This is a genomic window from Flavobacterium sp. ST-158 (genome assembly GCF_058309975.1).
In genome coordinates this window covers 101,107-120,957 of the sequence record NZ_JBZEEN010000001.1, presented here as the reverse complement: position 1 = coordinate 120,957, position 19,851 = coordinate 101,107, and the positions used below count along the sequence as shown (strand labels likewise).

The following is a 19,851-nucleotide window of genomic DNA, read 5'->3' as shown; positions in this document are numbered from 1 at the left end:
ATTTTTTATAATAAACCTTTAGTAAACTAAGATCTGATTACTCTTGTTTAGCCTCGCGAGGAGGTCTGGCGATAAGTGCTTTTCTTGACACTTTCTCTTTTTTAGTTTTAGGGTCAACTCCTAAGTATTTTACTTGGAATACATCACCCATATTTACTACATCGGTTACGTTTTCAGTACGTTCCCAAGCTAATTCAGATACGTGTAATAAAACCTCATTTCCTGGTGCTTCAGTATATTCAACTACAGCACCAAAATCTAGCATTTTAATTACTTTTACTTCATAAGCTTCTCCTACTTGAGGCTTGAATGTAATAGATTTAATTTTAGCTAATACTGTTTCAATTCCAGCAGGATCAGTTCCTAAAATTTCAATAACTCCTTGCTCGTCTACTTCGTTGATTACGATAGTTGTTCCAGTAGCTTTTTGTAATTCTTGAATTACTTTTCCTCCAGGTCCAATTAATGCTCCAATAAAGTTTCCTGGAATAGTTCTAGTAATGATTTTAGGTGAGTGTGCTTTAACATCAGATCTAGGAGTAGCGATAGTTTCAACTAGTTTTCCTAAGATATGTAAACGTCCGTCACGAGCTTGAGATAAAGCTTGTTCCATGATGTCATAACGCAATCCATCAATTTTGATGTCCATTTGACAAGCAGTGATTCCGTCAGCAGTACCTGTAACTTTAAAGTCCATATCACCTAAGTGATCTTCGTCTCCTAAAATATCTGAAAGTACAGCAAATTTTTCACCATCTGTAATTAATCCCATAGCAATTCCAGAAACTGGTTTTACCATTTGAACCCCAGCATCCATCAAAGCCATAGTTCCAGCACAAACTGTTGCCATAGACGATGAACCGTTAGATTCTAGTACTTCTGAAACTACACGAATAGTGTAAGGACAATCAGCAGGAATCATGTTTTTTAATGCTCTTTGAGCTAAGTTTCCGTGACCTACTTCTCTTCTTGAAGTTCCTCTTAATGGACGAGCTTCACCAGTTGAGAAAGGAGGGAAGTTATAGTGTAAGTAGAATTTTTCTTCACCTTGTTCAGATGGAGAATCGATTTGGTTCGCTTCTCTAGAAGTTCCTAAAGTTACTGTAGCTAAAGCTTGAGTTTCTCCACGTGTAAATAATGAAGAACCGTGTACAGAAGGTAAATAATCTGTTTCACACCAAATAGGTCTGATTTCAGTTGTTTTTCTACCATCCAAACGAATTCCTTGTTCAAGAATTACGTTACGAACAGCTTCTTTGTTGGTTTTGTAGAAATATTTTCCAACTAAACCAGCTAAATCAGCATTTTCAGCGTATTCTTCTTCTGTAAATAAAGCTTTTGCTTCTTCTTTTACAGCAGCAAATTTTTCACCTCTTTCGCTTTTTCCAGATGCTTCTGCTGCAATAGCATAACATTTGTCATAAGCAGCTGCTTTTACTTTTGCATAAACAGCTTCGTCTTCTACTTCACCTTCGTAAGTTCTGTAGTCAGGATTTCCAACCGCCGCTCTTAAACGTTGTTGCGCTGCAATTTGTACTTTGATTGCTTCGTGAGCAAATTTAATTGCTTCAATCATTTCGGCTTCTGAAATCTCTTTCATTTCACCTTCCACCATTGCAACAGAATCCATAGAAGCACCGATCATCATATCGATGTCTGATTTTTCTAATTCTTCTCTACTTGGGTTGATCACTAATTTACCATCCACACGTGCAACACGTACTTCTGAAATTAAATTGTAAAATGGAATATCAGAAACTGCTAAAGCTGCGGATGCTGCTAAACCAGCTAATGCATCTGGCATAACGTTATCGTCATGAGACATTAACTGAATCATTACCTGAGTTTCTGCGTGGTAATCGTCTGGAAAAAGTGGACGCAATACACGGTCAACTAAACGCATTGTTAATACCTCACTGTCGCTAGGGCGAGCTTCTCTTTTAAAGAAACCTCCAGGGAAACGACCTGCAGCTGCAAATTTTTCACGGTAATCTACCGTAAGTGGTAAAAAGTCAACACCTGGGTTAGAAGTTCTTGCTGATACTGCTGTTGCAAGCAACATACAATTTCCTAAACGAACTACTACTGAACCGTCAGCTTGTTTGGCTAATTTACCTGTTTCGATTGAGATGCTTCTTCCATCCCCTAAATCGATAATTTCTTGTTTTACTTGTGGAATCATAAATTTTCCTTTTTTGGTTTATACTACGGGTGATAGTTGTGTTGTAGTTGTTGTGCGTAGTTAATGCGTAATACCCAATGAAAAACCAAACTTTTTTTTATTTTGCCCAATACCATAGCGGTAGTAGGAGGTAATTTTGTTAAAAACAAAAAGAGGTACTTGCGCACCTCTTTTTTGTATTGATTATTTTCTGATACCCAATACTTTGATAATTTCACGATATCTGTTGATATCTTTCTTTTTCAAGTAGTCAAGTAAAGATCTTCTTTTACCTACTAATTTCACTAGTGAACGCTCTGTGTTGTAATCGTGACGATTTTTTTTCAAATGCTCAGTCAAGTGGTTGATTCTGAATGAGAACAAAGCGATTTGTCCTTCTGCAGATCCAGTGTTTTCTGCTTTTCCTCCGTGTTGAGCGAAAATTTCCGCTTTTCCTTCTTTAGTTAAATACATGCTAATATTTTTTTAAATGATTTTTATGTATGTCCAACAATTATTGTAAGACGGCAGCAAAAGTAATACTTTATTTTGAATTGACAATATAAATTTTCAAGTCAGTTTGTTACCAACGGGGATTTGTGTTTTTAACAGTTATGGTTATTATTAATTTGGTGATTGAATAGTTATTGGTAAAGAATACAATACCTTAGTAGGAACTCCTTTCATTTTTCCGGGTATCCATTTTTCTGCTTTGTGCAATACTCTTATAGCTTCTTCTCCCGTACCGTAACCTATGTCTTTGAGTAATTTATAATCAGTTAGACTTCCATCTTTGTCAACTACAAAAGTTACGTATATTTTTCCTTTTAATCCTGGTGTATCAGGCATTTTATAATTTTTTCCAATAAATTGGTAAAAGTCCATTATTCCTTTTTTTGGTTCGGGTTTTTTGAATTGAATTTTATAAGGATATTTGTTGTTTCCAGCGTCGGTACTAATTCCTGACTTAAATTCACCATTTTTATAAATTTCAGTAAATGTATAGTTTCTCTTAATGCTTTTGCCTTCCCAAATACCTTGTTTTTCTCCGTCTTTTATTTCTCCTTTTTCATAGAATTCATCTCCTGTTTCTTCAACCAGTCCATTACCATCTGTTACTGTTTTTTTACCTTCGGGATTCCAAAATTGGAGAATTTTTGATTTTGTTTCTTTATTTTTATCATCCCAAGACATTTCTTTTTCTGATTTTTTTTGGTTGTTTTCATACCATTCGGTTTGTAATCCACTTAATTTGTTGTCTACATAATTGGATTCTTTCTTTTTATTACCATTTTCATAATAGTCAAGTCGTATGCCTTCTAATCGTAAAATGTCTTTGTTTTTAGAGGTGGCAATCATGCTCAATTTTCCTGAAGGATGATAATATTCTGTTACTTTATATAAGTCTTTTTTAGTGTTGTAATTTTCTACAACTCGGGTGTAAAAGATTTTTTCTTTATTGGTGAGATTGTGTAATGAATCGAGAGTGAAAATTTTGTTTTCGTTTTCTTGCGCAAATAAAGTTGCTGAAACTAATAATAAAGTTGTGGTTAAATTTTTTATTTTCATTTTTCGGTTGTATTTTTTTTCAAATATAAATGAAAAGTATTACAGTATTGTACTACATGTAAAAAATAATTCAACTGTAAAAAAAAGCAACTCTATCGAATTGCTTTTGGATGGTAAAAAAAAATATTTAAAAAAGTTTGGCTACTTGCTGATTGACAAATTCCAGAAAACGTTCGTCCTTTTCGGTAAACGGATCAATAACATGACTGTCGATATCGATTTGACCAATATTAACACCATTCACAAATAATGGCACAACAATTTCTGATTTCACCGTAAAACTACAGGCAATATAATTGTCTTGGGCACTTACATCCGGAACAACGAAATTAGAATTTGAAACTGCTACTTGTCCGCAGATGCCTTTCCCGAATGGAATCACAGTATGGTCAGTTGGATCGCCTACGTAAGGACCAAGGTGTAAAGTTTGTGTTTCGTGATTGGCAAAATAAAAGCCTACCCAGTTATAATAGGAAACAGAACTGTTTAAAAACTCACAAATAGCCAAGAGCTTTTCTTCTCGAGTCAATAAATTATTCGTTGTTATAGTAGTAATTGGCTGATGAAGTTCTGTAAGTTTCATGTTTCACTTTTATAATTTGATACAAAAGTATTTCAAAGTGGCTTTTAAAAAGATTAATTTTGGTTAAAAAAATTAAAGTTTGAAAAAATACTTTATTCTATATCGTCCGTTTTTAATTTTCTTGGCTAAATTTTTCTTCACTTATCTAGTTTTAAGTTTAGTTTACCAAGGCTATTTGTCTTTATATGATGGGAATTCGGTAGATAGGATTACTCAATTTGTGGCTCGTAATACAGAGCAGTTGCTCGCATTGTTTCGGGTTGATTTTCAAGCTCAAGAAGTTTTAAATACCCCTTATATCATTTTGAACTACAATCAGAAAGCCATTGCTAGGATAATTGAAGGTTGTAATGCTATTAGTGTTATCATCTTATATATTTCATTTGTGGTTTCTTTTTCAGGAAAGTTAAAACCTACTCTGTTTTTTATTTTTGGAGGAAGCTTTTTGGTTTACATTTTTAATGTAGTTCGGATTGCTTTGTTATCAGTAGCTTTATATTGGTTTCCTCAGCATGAAGCTTTCTTGCACGAGATTGTTTTTCCTCTTTTTATCTATGGAGTAGTATTTGTTTTATGGGTAGTTTGGGTAAATAAATTTTCGACATATGCAAAATAAGATCTATTCTCGAGGATTAAAATCATTGTACATAACAGCCTTGTTGTTTTGTTTTATCTTGTTGCGCTTTAACGAGGATTTTTTGTTTTATGATCCTTTTTTAGCTTATTTCCGAAGTGATTTTAATAGAATGCCTTTGCCTGATTTTGATACGTTACGATTGATTTTGAATTTAATGTTACGATATGGCTTGAATATGCTCATTTCTTTGGGATTGATTTATGTGATTTTTAAAGATAAAATGATGATTCAGTTTTCCATTCTGCTATATCTCGTTACCTTTTTTGTATTACTGATTGCTTTTTTGGGAATCATTCAGATATACGGTTCAACTAATAATTTTTTGCTGTTTTACGTTCGACGATTTTTAATTCAGCCTATTTTTGTTTTGCTCTTCATTCCTGGTTTTTATTATCAGAAAATAAGAAATAGTTTTTAAAAAAAGTATGGTTTGCTATTTTCTGACTCATTTTAATCAGATAATAGCAAACCCTTTTTATAGTAGCTTCTTATTTATATTTTCCCAGTCCAAAAATGTCTTAAGTCTAAAGTATAGGGATACTCAGGATTGATAAGTTCAATAGGAGTATCTGGTCTAAGATTGGATTTTGATTCGACTAAAAAACGAGAAGCAGCCGTGCTGTTAGAAGAAGTTTCTTTGTCTTGTTCTTTCTCTTTTTCCTCAATGGCTGAAAATGGAGTATGCCCAAAATCCCAAAAACGACTCATTTTTCTGGATTCTGCTTCAAAGCTATTTACTGGATAGGTATCAAAACTTCTTCCTCCAGGATGGGTTACAAAATAGGTACATCCACCAATAACTTTATTGTTCCAAGTATCTACCAAATCAAAAACTAGCGGGACATCAACTCCAATATTAGGATGCAATGCAGATGGTGGATTCCAAGATTTGTATCGAATTCCAGCTACATATTCTCCTTTAGTTCCCGTATTTCGTAACGGAATTCTACATCCTTTGCATAATAAAATATGACGATCAGGGACAATTCCAGAAACTTTTACTTGTAATCGTTCCAGTGAAGAATCTACAAATCGAGAAGTTCCTGAACTAGAAAGTTCTTCACCCAATACGTGCCAAGGTTCAATTCCGAGTCTAATTTCTAATTGAATATTGTCTATAGTTAAGCTTCCATGATGCGGGTATCGGAATTCGAAAAATGGATCGAACCAAGAAATATCAAAATGATAACCAGCATCTTTTAAATCATTTACCACATCAATCATATCCAAATAAGCAAAATGAGGCAGCAAAAACTTATCATGCAGTTCCGTTCCCCAACGAATGAGTTTTTTCTCGTATGGATTTTTCCAAAACTTAGCGACTAAAGCGCGAACGAGTAAATTTTGAACTAAATTCATATGTTTGTGCGGAGGCATATCAAAAGCACGAAGTTCTAAAATCCCAAGTCTGCCTGTGGATGAATCAGGTGAATATAGTTTATCGATGCAAAATTCGGTGCGATGTGTATTTCCTGTAATATCGGTTAATAGGTTTCTGAAAATTCGGTCCACCATCCAAAAAGGCACTTCTTTATCCTTAGGGATTTGCTCAAAGGCAATTTCCATTTCGTACAAACGTTCGTCTCTTCCTTCATCAATACGCGGTGCTTGACTGGTTGGCCCAATAAAAGGACCTGCAAACAAATAACTTAAAACAGGGTGATGTTGCCAATAAGTGATAAGACTTCGCAATAAATCAGGTCTTCTTAATAACGGACTGTCTTCGGGTCTTTCGGCACCCAGAGTAACGTGATTTCCTCCGCCAGTTCCAGTATGTCTACCATCAACCATAAACTTATCGGTTCCTAAACGGGACAAGAAAGCTTCTTCATATAAAGCGGTTGTATTGTCAACAATTTCTTGCCATGTTTTGGCGGGATGTACATTTACTTCAATGACACCAGGATCAGGAGTCACCATCATCTTTTCTACCCTATAATCTGTTTTAGGTTGGTAGCCTTCAATTCGCACTGGCATTTGCAATAATTCTGCGGTATTTTCAATAGAAGTAATTAAATCTACATAATTTTCTAAATAGTCTGTTGGTGGTAGAAAAACATACAGCATACCATCTCGTTCTTCCACACATAAGGCAGTGTTAAAAGTGTCGACCTCAAATAACAAAGCATCTTTTTCTTTGTCTTCGGTTTCTTTTTTGGTTAAAATTCTTTTAGCTGCTTCGAATAGTTTCGAAATGGTTCCGTAGCGTTTTTTTACTTTTTCATTGTAGTCGCCTAAGGCAGGTAAATCTTCAAATAGACTTCGGTCAACAACCGTCTCTCTTTTGTTTTTTGAAACTTTTGGAAGAGAATCTAATGGCAATCGCAATCCTATTGGGGAATTTCCAGGAATTAAAAAGCAGTTTCCTCTTCTGAATTCCCAAGCGCAACTTTCCCAATTATCTTCCACATGATTTTTGCGTATGGGTAATACAAAACCCGATGGATTATTTAGTCCTTTTTCTAAAGTTTTTGCCAGATTGTGTCTTTGTATCGAATCTTTTAAATTTACTTTTAAAGGATCTAAATTTACGGGGAGTTTCCCTTCTTCTAAAGCCCAATAAATAGGGTCTTCATAGGTTGGAGTAATGTTTTTAGTGTCAATTCCTAAGTATTTGGTCAATTCGGTAGTGAATTTTTCAGCATCATGAAAAGTGAATTTTGTTTCTCCTTCTTTGGCTACTAAAGCATCGTTTTTCCATAATGGTAATCCGTCTTTTCTCCAGTATAAAGCATATTGCCAACGCGGGAATAATTCTCCAGGATACCATTTTCCTTGTCCAAAATGCAACAATCCTCCGTGTGCAAATCGTTGTTTTAAACGAAGTGCTAGGTCATAAGCTAATTTTCTTTTTAGAGGTCCATCGGCTGCGGTATTCCATTCGGGAGATTCGTAATCATCAATGGAAACAAACGTAGGTTCACCTCCCATAGTCAAACGGACATCGCCATCAACCAAATCTTTTTCGACCACATTACCTACTTTCATGATGTCTTCCCATTGTTTCTCGGAGTAAGGTTTTGTAACTCGTGGGTCTTCGTGAATGCGGCTAACTATATTTTCAAATTCAAAACCAACTTCACATTTTTCGGTGGCTCCCGTTACAGGAGCGGCGCTTTTATAATGTGGCGTGCAACATAACGGAATGTGTCCTTCGCTTGCAAAAAGTCCTGAAGTAGGATCGAGCCCAATCCAACCTGCTCCAGGCAAGTAAACTTCTACCCAGGCGTGCAAATCTGTAAAATCATTTTCTGGACCTGAAGGACCATCAAGAGATTTAATATCAGGAGCTAATTGAACGATATAGCCAGAAACGAATCTGGCTGCTAGTCCAAAGTTTCGTAAAACATGAATTAACAGCCAGGCAAAATCTCTACAAGAACCACTTTTTATCCTTAGGGTTTCTTCGGGTGTTTGAACTCCCGATTCCATTCGGACATTGTATTTTAGTGTTTTGTAAATTTCTTGATTCAAGTAAACTAAGAAATCATTGGTTTTAATCGATTTATTTAATGAGATATTTTCAATGAATTTTAGAAATATAGGACTCTCTTCACTTAATTCTAAATAAGGAACTAATTCTTGTTGCAGTATTTTATCATAAGTAAAAGGAAATTCTTCGGCATATTCTTCTACAAAGAAATCAAATGGATTAATAACTTGCAGTTTAGCAATTACTTCTACTTCTACTTTTAATTCTTTAATTTTCTCTGGAAAAACAATTCGGGCTTGGTAATTTCCAAAAGGGTCTTGCTGCCAATTGATAAAATGATTTTCGGGGCTAATTTTAAAGGAATAGCCTTCAATTGCTGTTCTAGAATGTGCGGCGGGGCGAAGTCTAAAAACATGAGGGAATAATTTAACACTTCGGTCAAATTTATACGTTGTCTTGTGTGAAATAGCGATTTTTACAGACATAATATCGGGTTTTTAGTTTCTAAAATTTACTTAAAAATACGGTATTAATGTTGTTTGATAATTAAAAAAAAATCAACTAAAACAAGAAATAGCAGAATGATAATTTAGAGAGGTGAAATTATGTAATGTGTAAAATTTACATCACTTTAATATGAAATAAAAAATAAGTCTGAAGGAGAAAATGCTTCAGAATCACCGTTTAAGGAAGAACATTCGGTATTCATGTAGCTACAAAAAGCATTTCCAAAAAAACTGGCTACTGCAATTTCAGAGCCGTCTATGCCATGGGCAATTTTTACGATTTTATCTAAAGAGGCTAATCGGGTAGGGTCAAATAGTATCCAAGTATTTCCTAAATAAACTTCAAAACAGGCGTGAATGTCCGGCGGATTGATATCGCTGGCATAACAGGTAAAATAGCGAGCAGGAATGGTTAATGCTCTGCAAAGTGCAATACCCAGATGGGCAAAGTCTTTGCAAACACCTTCTCTTTGATTCAAAGTGTCTAGAGCAGTTGTATTTGCATCGGTAGAACCTGAGATGTATTGTGTATTATGGTATACCCAATCGTTTATGGCAAGTACTTTTTCTAAATCTGTTGAGAAATGAGCAAAATTAGAAAAAGCAAATTCTACTAATTTGTCAGATGGACAATGTCTACTTGGGGATAAATAAGGAATAATGTCATTTGGTAAATCAAAAACAAAAGTGTTTTTTAAAAGTTTCTTTCTTGAGATCAACTTAAATTTAGTTCTAACTCGAGCTTCATAATTAATTGAAAAAGGAATATATGCGCTAGCTTTTAATTTGATGAATCGAGCCGTTGTGGTTTTTAAATGGTATTCTTTAAATGGTAAACCAGCTGTAATATCTAAGGATTCGGATATTATTTTTTGATGCGATGCACTTTTTAAGGCTTGAATATTAAATACAAACGTGGTGGGTGCGTAAATATCGTAATTTATTGTGGTTTTTAGTTTGAATTCCATAAAGTAAATGTACTAATATTGAGGATATTCAATGCTTTTTTGCGAAAAAATAATGTAGATTTGTTTTACTTAAATACCTTAAATGAGCACGCCATTATCTTATATAGAGTCTTATAAAGAAACTATTAAATCCTACGATGAAGTTATTGATAAAAATGGAGAAGTCAAACCTTATTGGGCTACACTTTTTGAAACTTTAGAGTCGCTTGGCATGGATGAGCTGGCTATTCGCAATAAAGCAATAGTTCATAAATTAAAAGAAAATGGTGTTACGTATAATGTATATGACTCAGAAAACGGATTTGTGCGTCCGTGGAAATTAGATCCTATTCCTTTTGTCATTCATCAATCTGAATGGGAAACCATTGAAAAAGGTTTGATTCAACGTGCCAATTTATTGGATTTAATCTATAAAGATATTTATGGTGAACAACTTTTAATTAAAAATAATATTATTCCTGCTGAGTTAGTATATGATAATTTAGGTTTTTTAAGACCTTGTTTTGATATCAAGCAAAAGGCATTTCATCAACTTTTAATTTTAGCTTGCGATATTGCCCGTGGTCCTGACGGGAAAATGTGGTTGTTAGATAACAGAGTTCAATCGCCATCAGGTTCTGGTTATGCGCTAGAAAACAGAATTGTAATGGCAAATGCTTTTCCAGAGCTTAATAAAAATATAAATAGAAATAAGTTAGGACCTTACTTTTTAGAGCTTCAAAAAACCGTTGGTAAATTTGGAGCTAATACCGATAATCCTAACGTGGTGTTTTTGTCTCCTGGAGGAGGGAACGAAACTTATTTTGAGCATGTGTATTTGTCTTCTTATTTAGGTTATACCTTAGTTGAAGGAAGTGATTTGTTAGTTAGAGAAGGCTATGTTTGGTTAAAAACCATTGATCAATTGGAGCGTGTTGATGTTATTATTAAACGTGTTGATGATGTTTGGTGTGATCCTTTAGAATTGAATAAAAACTCGCTTTTAGGAATTCCTGGATTATTACAAGTCATGCGTTTAGGAAATGTAACAGTGGTTAATCCACCGGGGATTTCTGTTCTAGAAAATCACGGATTGATGGCATTTATACAAAATGCATGTAAATTTTTGTTGAAAGAACCTTTAATAATGAATTCTACCGCTACTTGGTGGTGCGGTCAAACAAAGGAGTTGAATTATGTTATCAATAATTTACCTAAATTAATTATTAAAAAGACCAATAGAAATTCGGGTCAAAAATCCATTTATGGGCGTAAATTGAATGAAGAACAAATAAAGGAACTCAAAGCTGCAATTTTAAAAAATCCCAAAGAATACGTTGCACAGGAAGAAGTAAGTTTGTCAACAACACCTTCTTTAATTAATGGTAAAATACTTCCAAGGCTTGCAGTTATTAGAGCTTATGTGGTTTCTGATGGAAAAAATTTTAAAGTAATGAAAGGAGGACTTACCAGAAGTTCTGTAGTGGAAGATGAATTTCAAATTTCGAATCAATTTGGAGGGATTTCTAAAGATACTTGGGTAATAGCCGATAATCAGCAAGAGCAACAAGAACAGCAGGATCAAATTTTAGAAATTAAAAAAACAAGTCCGGTACCTAGAAGTGCTGTTTTGACTAGTAGAAATGCAGAGAATTTATTTTGGGTAGGAAGATTGTCTGAAAGAACATTAGTGTTGACCAGTTTTTTAAAGATAATTTTCAATAAACTCAATGTAAACGTAAGTAGTAAAGGCAAAAAACAACCTGAGTTTTTAATTGTATTGCTAAAAGCGCTTACGCATCTTACCCAAACTTATCCAGGATTTGTAGGTGAGGATGGGGTAGAAGATGAGGCAATTTTTGAGAAGCCTTTGGCTGAATTAATTGTACTAATTAATGATCCTAAAAAGGAAGGTTCAGTAGCTTATAATGTGCAGTCTTTATTATATTCCATCAATAATATTAGTGAAAAATGGAATCACGATACTAAGAGAATAATCAATTTAATAGAAGATAGTTTTACGGGTATAAAAGCGTGTGGTGCTCAAAACATTAATCAAACTACTCATGGACTAGATAAATTGTATATTAGGTTGATGGCTTTTTACGGAAATACCTATGAAACTTTTCCTAGAGAAAGTGGTTTTTATTTGTTTGAAGCAGGAAAAAATATTGAGCGTTTCTTGTCGCTTATTTCCGTTTTTCAAACTTTATTTTGTTTTAAAAGGAGTAAAGAAGCCGAACAACTTTTGTTAGAATCGGTTTTAGAAAATCATAATTTATTGGCGCAATACAGAAGTATTTATAAATCAGAAATGAATTTAGTGACTATTATAAACATGTTGTTTTTGGAGAAAAATTCTCCTTATACACTAGCTTATATTTTAGATACTCTTTCGTATAATATTTCAAATTTACCTAGAAAATCAGCTTTCAATCAGTTAAATGTTGCCGAAAAACAGGTTTTAGAGGCCAGTACAATTATTAAATTAATTGATCCTGAGGAATTAGAACAAGCTGATGGGAATAATTACAGACAAAAATTAGATGAAACCATTAATACCGTTTCGGATCTAATTTCGTCGGTAACCACTAGTTTGTCCAGTTTGTATTTTAACCATTCGGTGATGCAACTTTCATTTTTAGCCACAGATAAAAACAATTCTGATGAGATATAAACTCATACATAAAACTACTTACAGCTATTTGAATTCGGTTCATAATTACCAATGTATCGTTTGTTTGCATCCTGTAAATTCGGACATGCAAATTTGTGAAGATTTTAAATTAACGATACAACCCAATCCTCAGAATTTATATGCCAGAAAAGACTATTTTAACAATACACAGTATTATTTTTCTATTTTGATTCCGCATGAAACTTTAGAGGTTGTTGCTACCAGTATAGTTGAAGTTTTGCCTCCTAAATTGTTATTTGTAAACAATGGTACTTGTCAAGAAGCTTTAGATTTGTTCCAAACAAATCTAACTTTAAAAAATGAATTGTTGCAATTTCAGTTGGCGAGTCCTTTTATTTTTTGGGATGATGAGGTAAAGCAGTTTGCCGAAACCTGTTTGATTCCGGATCAAGCTTTATACGAGTCTGTATTAAAATTATCCGAAAAAATATTTACTGAATTCGAATTTAAATCGGGAGCAACAACATTAAATACTCCAATTAAAACGGTTTTAAAAGAGCGAAAAGGTGTTTGTCAGGATTTTACCCATTTGATGATTGCTGCTTTGAGAAGTTTAGGTTTTGCAGCCCGCTATGTGAGTGGGTATTTAGAAACACTTCCGCCAAAAGGAAAAGCAAAATTACAAGGTTCAGATGCTTCTCATGCTTGGGTATCGGTGTATGTGCCAGGAATGGGTTGGTGTGAATTTGATCCAACCAATAATTTAGTGCCTGGAGAACGTCATATTGTTACAGCTTACGGAAGGGATTATTCGGATATTTCTCCACTAAAAGGAGTTCTTTTTAGTTCAGGAGCGCATAAAGTAAAAGTAGAAGTCGATGTAATTCCAATTGCATAATTAAGTTTCAATTGGTTTATTTTTATTCCTGTATTTTATTTTCAGAAACACAATTGCTAATATTTTTTTGTAACTTTAAAGTAATCTATTACAGAAATAATTAGTAATTTATACGATATGAAAGTTGTAAAACATTCAGGAGCAGTTGTCAATTTTAATCCAGATAAACTTGTTGCTTCTCTTTTAAAATCAGGAGCTGATGCTTTTACAGCAGAAGCTATTCTTAAAGAAATTACCAATGATATTTATGAAGGAATTTCGACTAAAAGCATCTATAAAAAAGCTTTTAGCTTACTCAAAAAGCATACGAAATCTCATGCAGCCCGCTATAATCTTAGAGCGGCTATAGAAATGTTAGGACCCGAAGGTTTTTATTTTGAAAAATACATTGCGCGCCTTTTTGAAGCCGATAGGTATGAAATCAAAACTAATGTGGTTTTGCAAGGCAATTGTGTCATGCATGAAGTGGATATTTTGATAAAAAAAAGCAATGTGGTTTCTATGGTAGAATGTAAGTTTCATGGAGGAAGAGAAGCTGCTTCGGATGTAAAAGTGCCTTTGTATGTTTTTTCAAGATTTAATGATTTACGAGTGAATGATTATACTCTTTTTTCGAATAAAGAAAAAATAGCTCATTGTTGGATTGTTACTAATACCCGATTTACAGCCGATGCGATTGCTTTTGCAGAATGTTCTGGAATTAATTTATTAAGCTGGGATTATCCCGAAAAAAGAAGTTTAAAATCTAGAAATAACCATGATTGTTTGTATCCAGTAACCTGTTTGACCACCTTAACTAAGGCGGAAAAGGAAAAGTTATTGCTGTTAGATATCATTTTAGTCAAAGAATTAGTAGATAATAGAACGGATTTAAAAGAAATTGGAATTAGTCCTAATCGAATAAAAAATGTTTTAAGAGAAGTAGCCGATTTGTGTAAATGTTATTAATAAAGCCAATAGTATGAAAATTAAATTTATAGGAGCAGCAGGAACGGTAACAGGTTCTAAAACATTAATAGAAAGCAATGGAAGTCGTTTTTTAATTGATTGCGGATTGTTTCAAGGAATAAAACCTTTGCGCGAACTCAATTGGGAGCCTTTGCCTATTTTGGCTTCTACAATTGATTTTGTATTGCTTACTCATGGACATTTAGACCATTGCGGTTGGTTGCCTAGATTAGTTAGTCAAGGTTTTAATGGGAAAATTTACTGCACAAGTCCTACAATGGAAATTACCAAATTAATTTTGGTAGATAGTGCTAAAATTCAAGAGGAAGATGCTAAAAAAGCAAATTCCGAAAATAGTTCTAAACATGAAATAGCCGAACCTTTGTACACCGTGGAACAAGCTAAAAAAGTATTTCCTTTATTGACTGTTGTTCCTCTTGAAAATAAGATTACAATAGAAGAAGGAATTGACGCTGAGTTTTTTTTAGCAGGACATATCATTGGAGCTTGTAGTATTAGTGTGCAATTAGAAGGGAAAATGCTGGTTTTTTCTGGTGATTTAGGTAGAGATAACGATGTTTTATTGACTCAACCAACAAAACCTAAAAAAGCAGATTTGGTTTTTTTAGAAAGCACTTACGGAGACCGACTGCATCCTGATACCGATCCTAAATTAGAATTGGAAAATTATATTAATACCACCTATAGAAAAGGTGGAACAGTGATTATTCCCAGTTTTGCAGTAGAACGTGCACAAAGTATCATGTTTTTATTATGGGAATTGAAAAAAGAAAGAAGAATTCCAGATATTCCTTATATCGTTGATTCTCCAATGGGAGTGGGGGCTTTTGAGGTTTTCTTTAATAATACCCAATGGCATAAATTAAGTATAGCCGATTGTCAGGCTATGAGTAAAATGTTTGTAATTAATTCGGATTACGAAGAAACGCTAGCGGCCATAAATAATAAAGGGGCTAAAGTGGTAATTGCCGCAAGTGGAATGATTACAGGAGGTCGTGTTTTGAGTTATTTAGAAAACTATATTGTCATTCCCGAAACTACAATTATCATAGTTGGTTATCAAGCCGAAGGAACTAGAGGACGAAAATTGATAGAAGGAGCTAAGTCAATTAAAATTTTTGGAGAATATTATAAAGTACGTGCTAAAATTGTAGAAATAAATGGGCTTTCGGCACATGGCGATCAGGCTGATTTGTTGGATTGGTTGTCTGATTTAGAGAAGAAACCACATCGCGTTTTCTTAGTTCATGGTGAACATGTTGCTGCAGATGAATTGCGTATTAAAATTAGAGAACATTACGGATTTAATTGTTCAATTCCTTTAATGGGGCAAGAATTTGATTTTTAATGAAATATAAAAGTGTTTTTTGATAAAAAAAGAGCTTTTTTTATCGTTAATAAAACTTTAAAAGAAATGAATAAATTGTGGTTGAAATAATTTATTCTTACTTTCACGCTCAAAATATTTTGATTAAAATCCGTAAGAATGAATAGCTTTGATTGGAAGAATTTAATTGACCCACTTTTTTATATTCATTTTGATATAAATGGAATAAAATTAGGTGTCTATATTGTATTATTTATTGTTTTTGCGGAGACAGGATTGTTTGCAGGTTTCTTTTTGCCGGGAGATAGTTTGCTTTTTCTTGCGGGAATTTATAATAGAGAATTAATAGAAAATATACTGTTTATTGATAGTGATTTTGTCAATGTAACTTTGTTATCTACTATGGTTGGGTTTGCAGGTATTTTAGGAAATATTGTGGGCTATTGGTTTGGTGCTAAGAGCGGGTATTATTTGTATAACAAAGAAGATAGTATTTGGTTTAAGAAAAAATACCTTATTCAGTCTAAAGATTTCTTTGAAAGGCACGGTGGAAGAGCGATAATATTTGCTAGATTTTTGCCTATTTTTAGAACTTTTGCTCCAATTGTAGCAGGAATTGTAACTATGGATAGAAAAAAATTCATGTTTTATAATGTAGTGAGTTCTTTTCTTTGGTCTTTTACTTTAATATTTTCAGGACATTATTTGTATGGCTTTTTATTGGAAAATTACCAGATAGATTTAAAAGAGCACATTGAGATTATTGTAATCGGACTGGTATTTGTGACATTGTCTCCCGTTATTCTTAAATTAACTAAAAAGACGACTACTAAAGAATAAAAAAAAATCCGAAGTGAAAACTTCGGATTTTTTTTGTGTTATTCAATTGATGATTACATCATGCCTGGCATTCCACCGCCCATTGGCATTCCGCCACCAGCATTTTCTTCTTTAATGTCGATTAATGCACATTCAGTAGTTAAGATCATTCCTGAAACTGATGCTGCATTTTCTAATGCTACACGAGTTACTTTTTTAGGATCGATAATACCTGCTTTTAGCATATCAACATATTCGTTAGTCTTAGCATTGTATCCAAAATCACCTTTTCCTTCAGCAACTTTAGCAACAACTACTGAACCTTCAAGACCTGCATTTTCAACAATAGTTCTTAATGGAGCTTCGATAGCGCGAGAAACGATTTGAATTCCTGTAGCTTCGTCAGCATTGTCAGCAATAAGGGCGCTTAAAACAGTTTTAGCTCTTAATAAAGCTACACCACCTCCGGCAACAATTCCTTCTTCAACTGCTGCGCGAGTTGCGTGAAGAGCATCATCTACACGGTCTTTTTTCTCTTTCATTTCTACTTCAGAAGCAGCACCTACATAAAGTACGGCAACACCTCCTGCTAATTTAGCCAAACGTTCTTGTAATTTTTCTTTGTCATAATCAGAAGTAGTTACTTCCATTTGACCTTTAATTTGGTTCACGCGATTTTTGATCATTTCAGCTTCACCTGCACCACTTACAATTGTAGTATTGTCTTTATCAATAGCCACTCTTTTAGCAGTTCCTAGCATTTCGATAGTTGTGTTTTCAAGCGTGTATCCTCTTTCTTCAGAGATTACTGTTCCTCCAGTTAAGATAGCAATATCTTCTAACATTGCTTTTCTTCTGTCTCCAAAACCAGGTGCTTTTACAGCTGCAATTTTTAATGCTCCACGTAATTTGTTTACTACTAAAGTAGAAAGTGCTTCACCATCAACATCTTCAGCAATAATCAATAATGGTTTTCCTGATTGCGCTACTGGCTCAAGAACTGGTAATAATTCTTTTAATGAAGAAACTTTTTTGTCGTATAATAAAATGTAAGGGCTGTCTAATTCCACTTCCATTTTTTCAGAGTTTGTAACAAAATATGGAGAAAGGTATCCTCTGTCAAATTGCATTCCTTCTACAACATCAACAAAAGTATCAGTTCCTTTTGCTTCTTCAACAGTGATAACTCCTTCTTTTCCAACTTTTGCGAAAGCAGTAGCAATTAACTCGCCAATTACTTCGTCATTGTTAGCAGAGATAGAAGCAATTTGTTTGATTTTATCAGAATCGCTACCTACTACTTGTGATTGTTTAGCAAGGTCAGCAACAATAGCTTCAACTGCTTTGTCAATTCCTCTTTTTAAATCCATTGGATTGGCTCCAGCGGCCACGTTTTTTAAACCTTCTTTTACAATAGCTTGTGCTAAAACGGTAGCGGTTGTAGTTCCGTCTCCAGCTAAGTCGTTAGTTTTAGAAGCCACTTCTTTTACCATTTGAGCGCCCATGTTTTCTAATGGGTCTTTTAATTCAATTTCTTTTGCAACAGAAACACCGTCTTTAGTAACAGTTGGTCCTCCAAAAGTTTTACCAATAATTACATTGCGACCTTTAGGTCCTAAAGTTACTTTTACTGCATTTGCTAATGCATCAACACCGCGTTTTAATCCGTCACGTGCTTCAATATCGAATTTTATATCTTTTGCCATTTTTATGTTTATTTGTTGATTCGTTTATTTGTGTATTTTGATTTTAGATAATTGCTAAAATGTCGTCTTCACGCATAATCAAATAATCTGTTCCTTCTAATTTTAATTCGGTACCTGCATATTTACCGTAAAGTACGCTGTCTCCAACTTTTACAGTCATTTCATGATCTTTTGTGCCATTTCCTACGGCTACAACAGTTCCTTTTTGTGGTTTTTCTTTGGCAGTATCTGGAATAAAAATCCCTGACGCCGTCTTAGTTTCAGCTGCAACTGGTTCGATCAGCACTCTGTCTGAAAGTGGTTTAATGTTTAATGTCATGATTTTTAAATTTTAATTAATTATTAATTTGCTTTTTGCCATTCAGAAATTATGCCATTCCATTTTGACTGACAATTTTTCTTAAAGAAAATGCCAGCTTTGACAGGCTGGCATTTTTTAATCTATATAAAATAAGGATTATTTTGCAGGAGCAGCTGGCTCAGTTGGTTGAGCAGCAGGGGCAGCTGGTGTTGTTGCAGGAGCAGCAGCCTCAGTGTTGTCAATAATTTTAGAATCAGTATCGCTTAAAGATCCTGTAAAGCTTAAGCTTGATAATAAAATCAAAGCGATTAAAACGATGGCTAATGTCCAAGTACTTTTGTCTAAAAAGTCAGTTGTTTTTTGTACTCCACCTAACATTTGTGAACCACCAATTGAAGATGACAAACCGCCACCTTTAGGGTTTTGAACCATGATTACTACAATCAGTAGGAAACAAACTATTGTTATTAAAACTAAAAAAATTGAAAATGTGCTCATTATTACTTAATTATTGTTTTGTTGTAAAATCTTAATGTCCGATATGCGGTCTGCAAAGAAACTACTTTTTTCTGGATATTTCAAAATTAATATTTCATAAGCTTGAATTGCTTTTTGATATTTTTTTTGTTCTAAATATACCTTAGCTAAAGTCTCTGTCATCAGCGAAGTAGTGTCTTCTTTATTAATGTCAATTGTGATGCTAGGAGAAGTTCCTTGTTTCACTGCTGAAATCTTAGGATTGCTTTGGATAAATTTATCTATTATAGCTTCTTTTTTCTTCTTAGATTCGTCCTCAATCTTAGTAGTAGCAGGATTTACTTTGGTTTCCTGCTCTCTGTTTATCGGTTGTATTCTTGAAAGTTGAAGCCATTCTTGGAAGGAATGGGTTTCACTTTTAGAAAATTCTAGTGGCTTGCCTAGTTCTAAATTCTCTTCTGGAGAAGCTGAGCTTGTAGGATCTTCAATTTCGTTCGAAGGTTCAGATTCTAAAACAGGACTGTTTTCTATAGCGAGGATTACTTTATTTGGAACAATTTCGATACTATCAATAACCTTAATGGAAAGCAGTTCGTTTGTTTTCTTTTCAAATAATTCTTTTTGAATGGTATTGAATTCTTCCGAACTGATAAAATCAAATAAAACAGCTCTGTCTGTAGTATGTGCAGCTGTAACTTTTAACGCCGAATTGTATTTAAAACTACTTTCATTATAAAGACCTTTTAATTGCAAGGCTCTAGCACTTTGAAAATACGGAAACTCATCCAATACCTTTTCTAAAGCAAGGGTTTGCTTTTCGGAAATAGTGTTGGGTTTGTTAATTAAATAAGTATAATCGGTGACGTTCATAAGTTTTATT

At 33.9% G+C, this 19,851-nt stretch carries 17 protein-coding genes; 7 read left to right on the top strand and 10 right to left on the bottom strand.

Translation table 11 applies throughout. From position 1 onward, the window contains the following. Positions 1-37: 37 nt before the first annotated feature. The 4 genes from AC4FRF_RS00425 to AC4FRF_RS00410 all read right to left on the bottom strand — a co-directional run bounded on the left by AC4FRF_RS00425 (position 38) and on the right by AC4FRF_RS00410 (position 4,313). On the bottom strand, positions 38-2,182 hold the full coding sequence (locus AC4FRF_RS00425; RefSeq protein ID WP_491157471.1) for a polyribonucleotide nucleotidyltransferase: 2,145 nt from the start codon (positions 2,180-2,182) through the stop codon (positions 38-40). 183 nt (positions 2,183-2,365) lie between these two features. Then, positions 2,366-2,635 (bottom strand): 30S ribosomal protein S15, encoded by a 270-nt coding sequence (gene rpsO, locus AC4FRF_RS00420; protein WP_035661095.1) that lies wholly within the window; start codon positions 2,633-2,635, stop codon positions 2,366-2,368. A 150-nt stretch (positions 2,636-2,785) separates the two neighbouring features. Next, the gene (locus AC4FRF_RS00415; protein WP_491157470.1) at positions 2,786-3,730 is read right to left on the bottom strand and encodes an energy transducer TonB; all 945 of its coding nucleotides are present in this window, start codon (positions 3,728-3,730) and stop codon (positions 2,786-2,788) included. Between the two features lie 127 nt (positions 3,731-3,857). Then, positions 3,858-4,313 (bottom strand): GAF domain-containing protein, encoded by a 456-nt coding sequence (locus tag AC4FRF_RS00410; RefSeq protein ID WP_491157469.1) that lies wholly within the window; start codon positions 4,311-4,313, stop codon positions 3,858-3,860. Positions 4,314-4,392: 79 nt separating this feature from the next. On the opposite strand from AC4FRF_RS00410, the gene xrtF reads away from it, so the two are divergent. Together xrtF and AC4FRF_RS00400 are read left to right on the top strand one after the other, a co-directional pair. After that, on the top strand, positions 4,393-4,929 hold the full coding sequence (gene xrtF, locus AC4FRF_RS00405; protein ID WP_491157468.1) for an exosortase family protein XrtF: 537 nt from the start codon (positions 4,393-4,395) through the stop codon (positions 4,927-4,929). Continuing rightward, complete coding sequence (locus AC4FRF_RS00400; protein ID WP_491157467.1) at positions 4,919-5,368, top strand: exosortase F system-associated membrane protein; 450 nt, start codon at positions 4,919-4,921, stop codon at positions 5,366-5,368. Before xrtF ends, AC4FRF_RS00400 begins: the two co-directional genes overlap by 11 nt. A 74-nt stretch (positions 5,369-5,442) precedes the next feature. Here AC4FRF_RS00400 and AC4FRF_RS00395 read toward each other — a convergent pair whose 3' ends face one another. Beyond that, positions 5,443-8,868 (bottom strand): transglutaminase family protein, encoded by a 3,426-nt coding sequence (locus AC4FRF_RS00395; RefSeq protein ID WP_491157466.1) that lies wholly within the window; start codon positions 8,866-8,868, stop codon positions 5,443-5,445. A 146-nt stretch (positions 8,869-9,014) separates the two neighbouring features. Continuing rightward, on the bottom strand, positions 9,015-9,857 hold the full coding sequence (locus AC4FRF_RS00390) for a transglutaminase-like domain-containing protein (protein ID WP_491157465.1): 843 nt from the start codon (positions 9,855-9,857) through the stop codon (positions 9,015-9,017). 82 nt (positions 9,858-9,939) lie between these two features. Here AC4FRF_RS00390 and AC4FRF_RS00385 point away from each other — a divergent pair, with 82 nt between their 5' ends. The 5 genes from AC4FRF_RS00385 (at position 9,940) to AC4FRF_RS00365 (ending at position 16,508) form a co-directional block, all read left to right on the top strand. Beyond that, complete coding sequence (locus AC4FRF_RS00385; RefSeq protein WP_491157464.1) at positions 9,940-12,513, top strand: circularly permuted type 2 ATP-grasp protein; 2,574 nt, start codon at positions 9,940-9,942, stop codon at positions 12,511-12,513. Further along, positions 12,503-13,372 (top strand): transglutaminase family protein, encoded by an 870-nt coding sequence (locus AC4FRF_RS00380; protein ID WP_491157463.1) that lies wholly within the window; start codon positions 12,503-12,505, stop codon positions 13,370-13,372. The genes AC4FRF_RS00385 and AC4FRF_RS00380 overlap by 11 nt, the downstream gene beginning before the upstream one ends. 117 nt (positions 13,373-13,489) lie before the next feature. Next, complete coding sequence (locus AC4FRF_RS00375) at positions 13,490-14,320, top strand: restriction endonuclease (protein WP_491157462.1); 831 nt, start codon at positions 13,490-13,492, stop codon at positions 14,318-14,320. A 13-nt stretch (positions 14,321-14,333) separates the two neighbouring features. Then, on the top strand, positions 14,334-15,689 hold the full coding sequence (locus tag AC4FRF_RS00370) for an MBL fold metallo-hydrolase RNA specificity domain-containing protein (protein WP_491157461.1): 1,356 nt from the start codon (positions 14,334-14,336) through the stop codon (positions 15,687-15,689). Positions 15,690-15,827: 138 nt separating this feature from the next. Continuing rightward, complete coding sequence (locus AC4FRF_RS00365) at positions 15,828-16,508, top strand: DedA family protein (protein WP_491157460.1); 681 nt, start codon at positions 15,828-15,830, stop codon at positions 16,506-16,508. Positions 16,509-16,561: 53 nt separating this feature from the next. Here the strand turns inward: AC4FRF_RS00365 and groL are convergent, their stop codons facing one another. The 4 genes from groL to AC4FRF_RS00345 form a co-directional block, all read right to left on the bottom strand. After that, complete coding sequence (groL, locus tag AC4FRF_RS00360; RefSeq protein WP_491157459.1) at positions 16,562-18,193, bottom strand: chaperonin GroEL; 1,632 nt, start codon at positions 18,191-18,193, stop codon at positions 16,562-16,564. A 43-nt stretch (positions 18,194-18,236) separates the two neighbouring features. Continuing rightward, entirely contained in the window at positions 18,237-18,512 is a 276-nt protein-coding gene (locus tag AC4FRF_RS00355; RefSeq protein ID WP_491157458.1) for a co-chaperone GroES, read from the bottom strand. 138 nt (positions 18,513-18,650) lie between these two features. Further along, a complete protein-coding gene (gene secG / locus AC4FRF_RS00350; RefSeq protein ID WP_491157457.1) occupies positions 18,651-18,992 on the bottom strand; it encodes a preprotein translocase subunit SecG in 342 nt (113 codons plus the stop codon). Between the two features lie 6 nt (positions 18,993-18,998). Continuing rightward, complete coding sequence (locus AC4FRF_RS00345) at positions 18,999-19,841, bottom strand: tetratricopeptide repeat protein (protein WP_491157456.1); 843 nt, start codon at positions 19,839-19,841, stop codon at positions 18,999-19,001. Positions 19,842-19,851 lie beyond the last annotated feature (10 nt).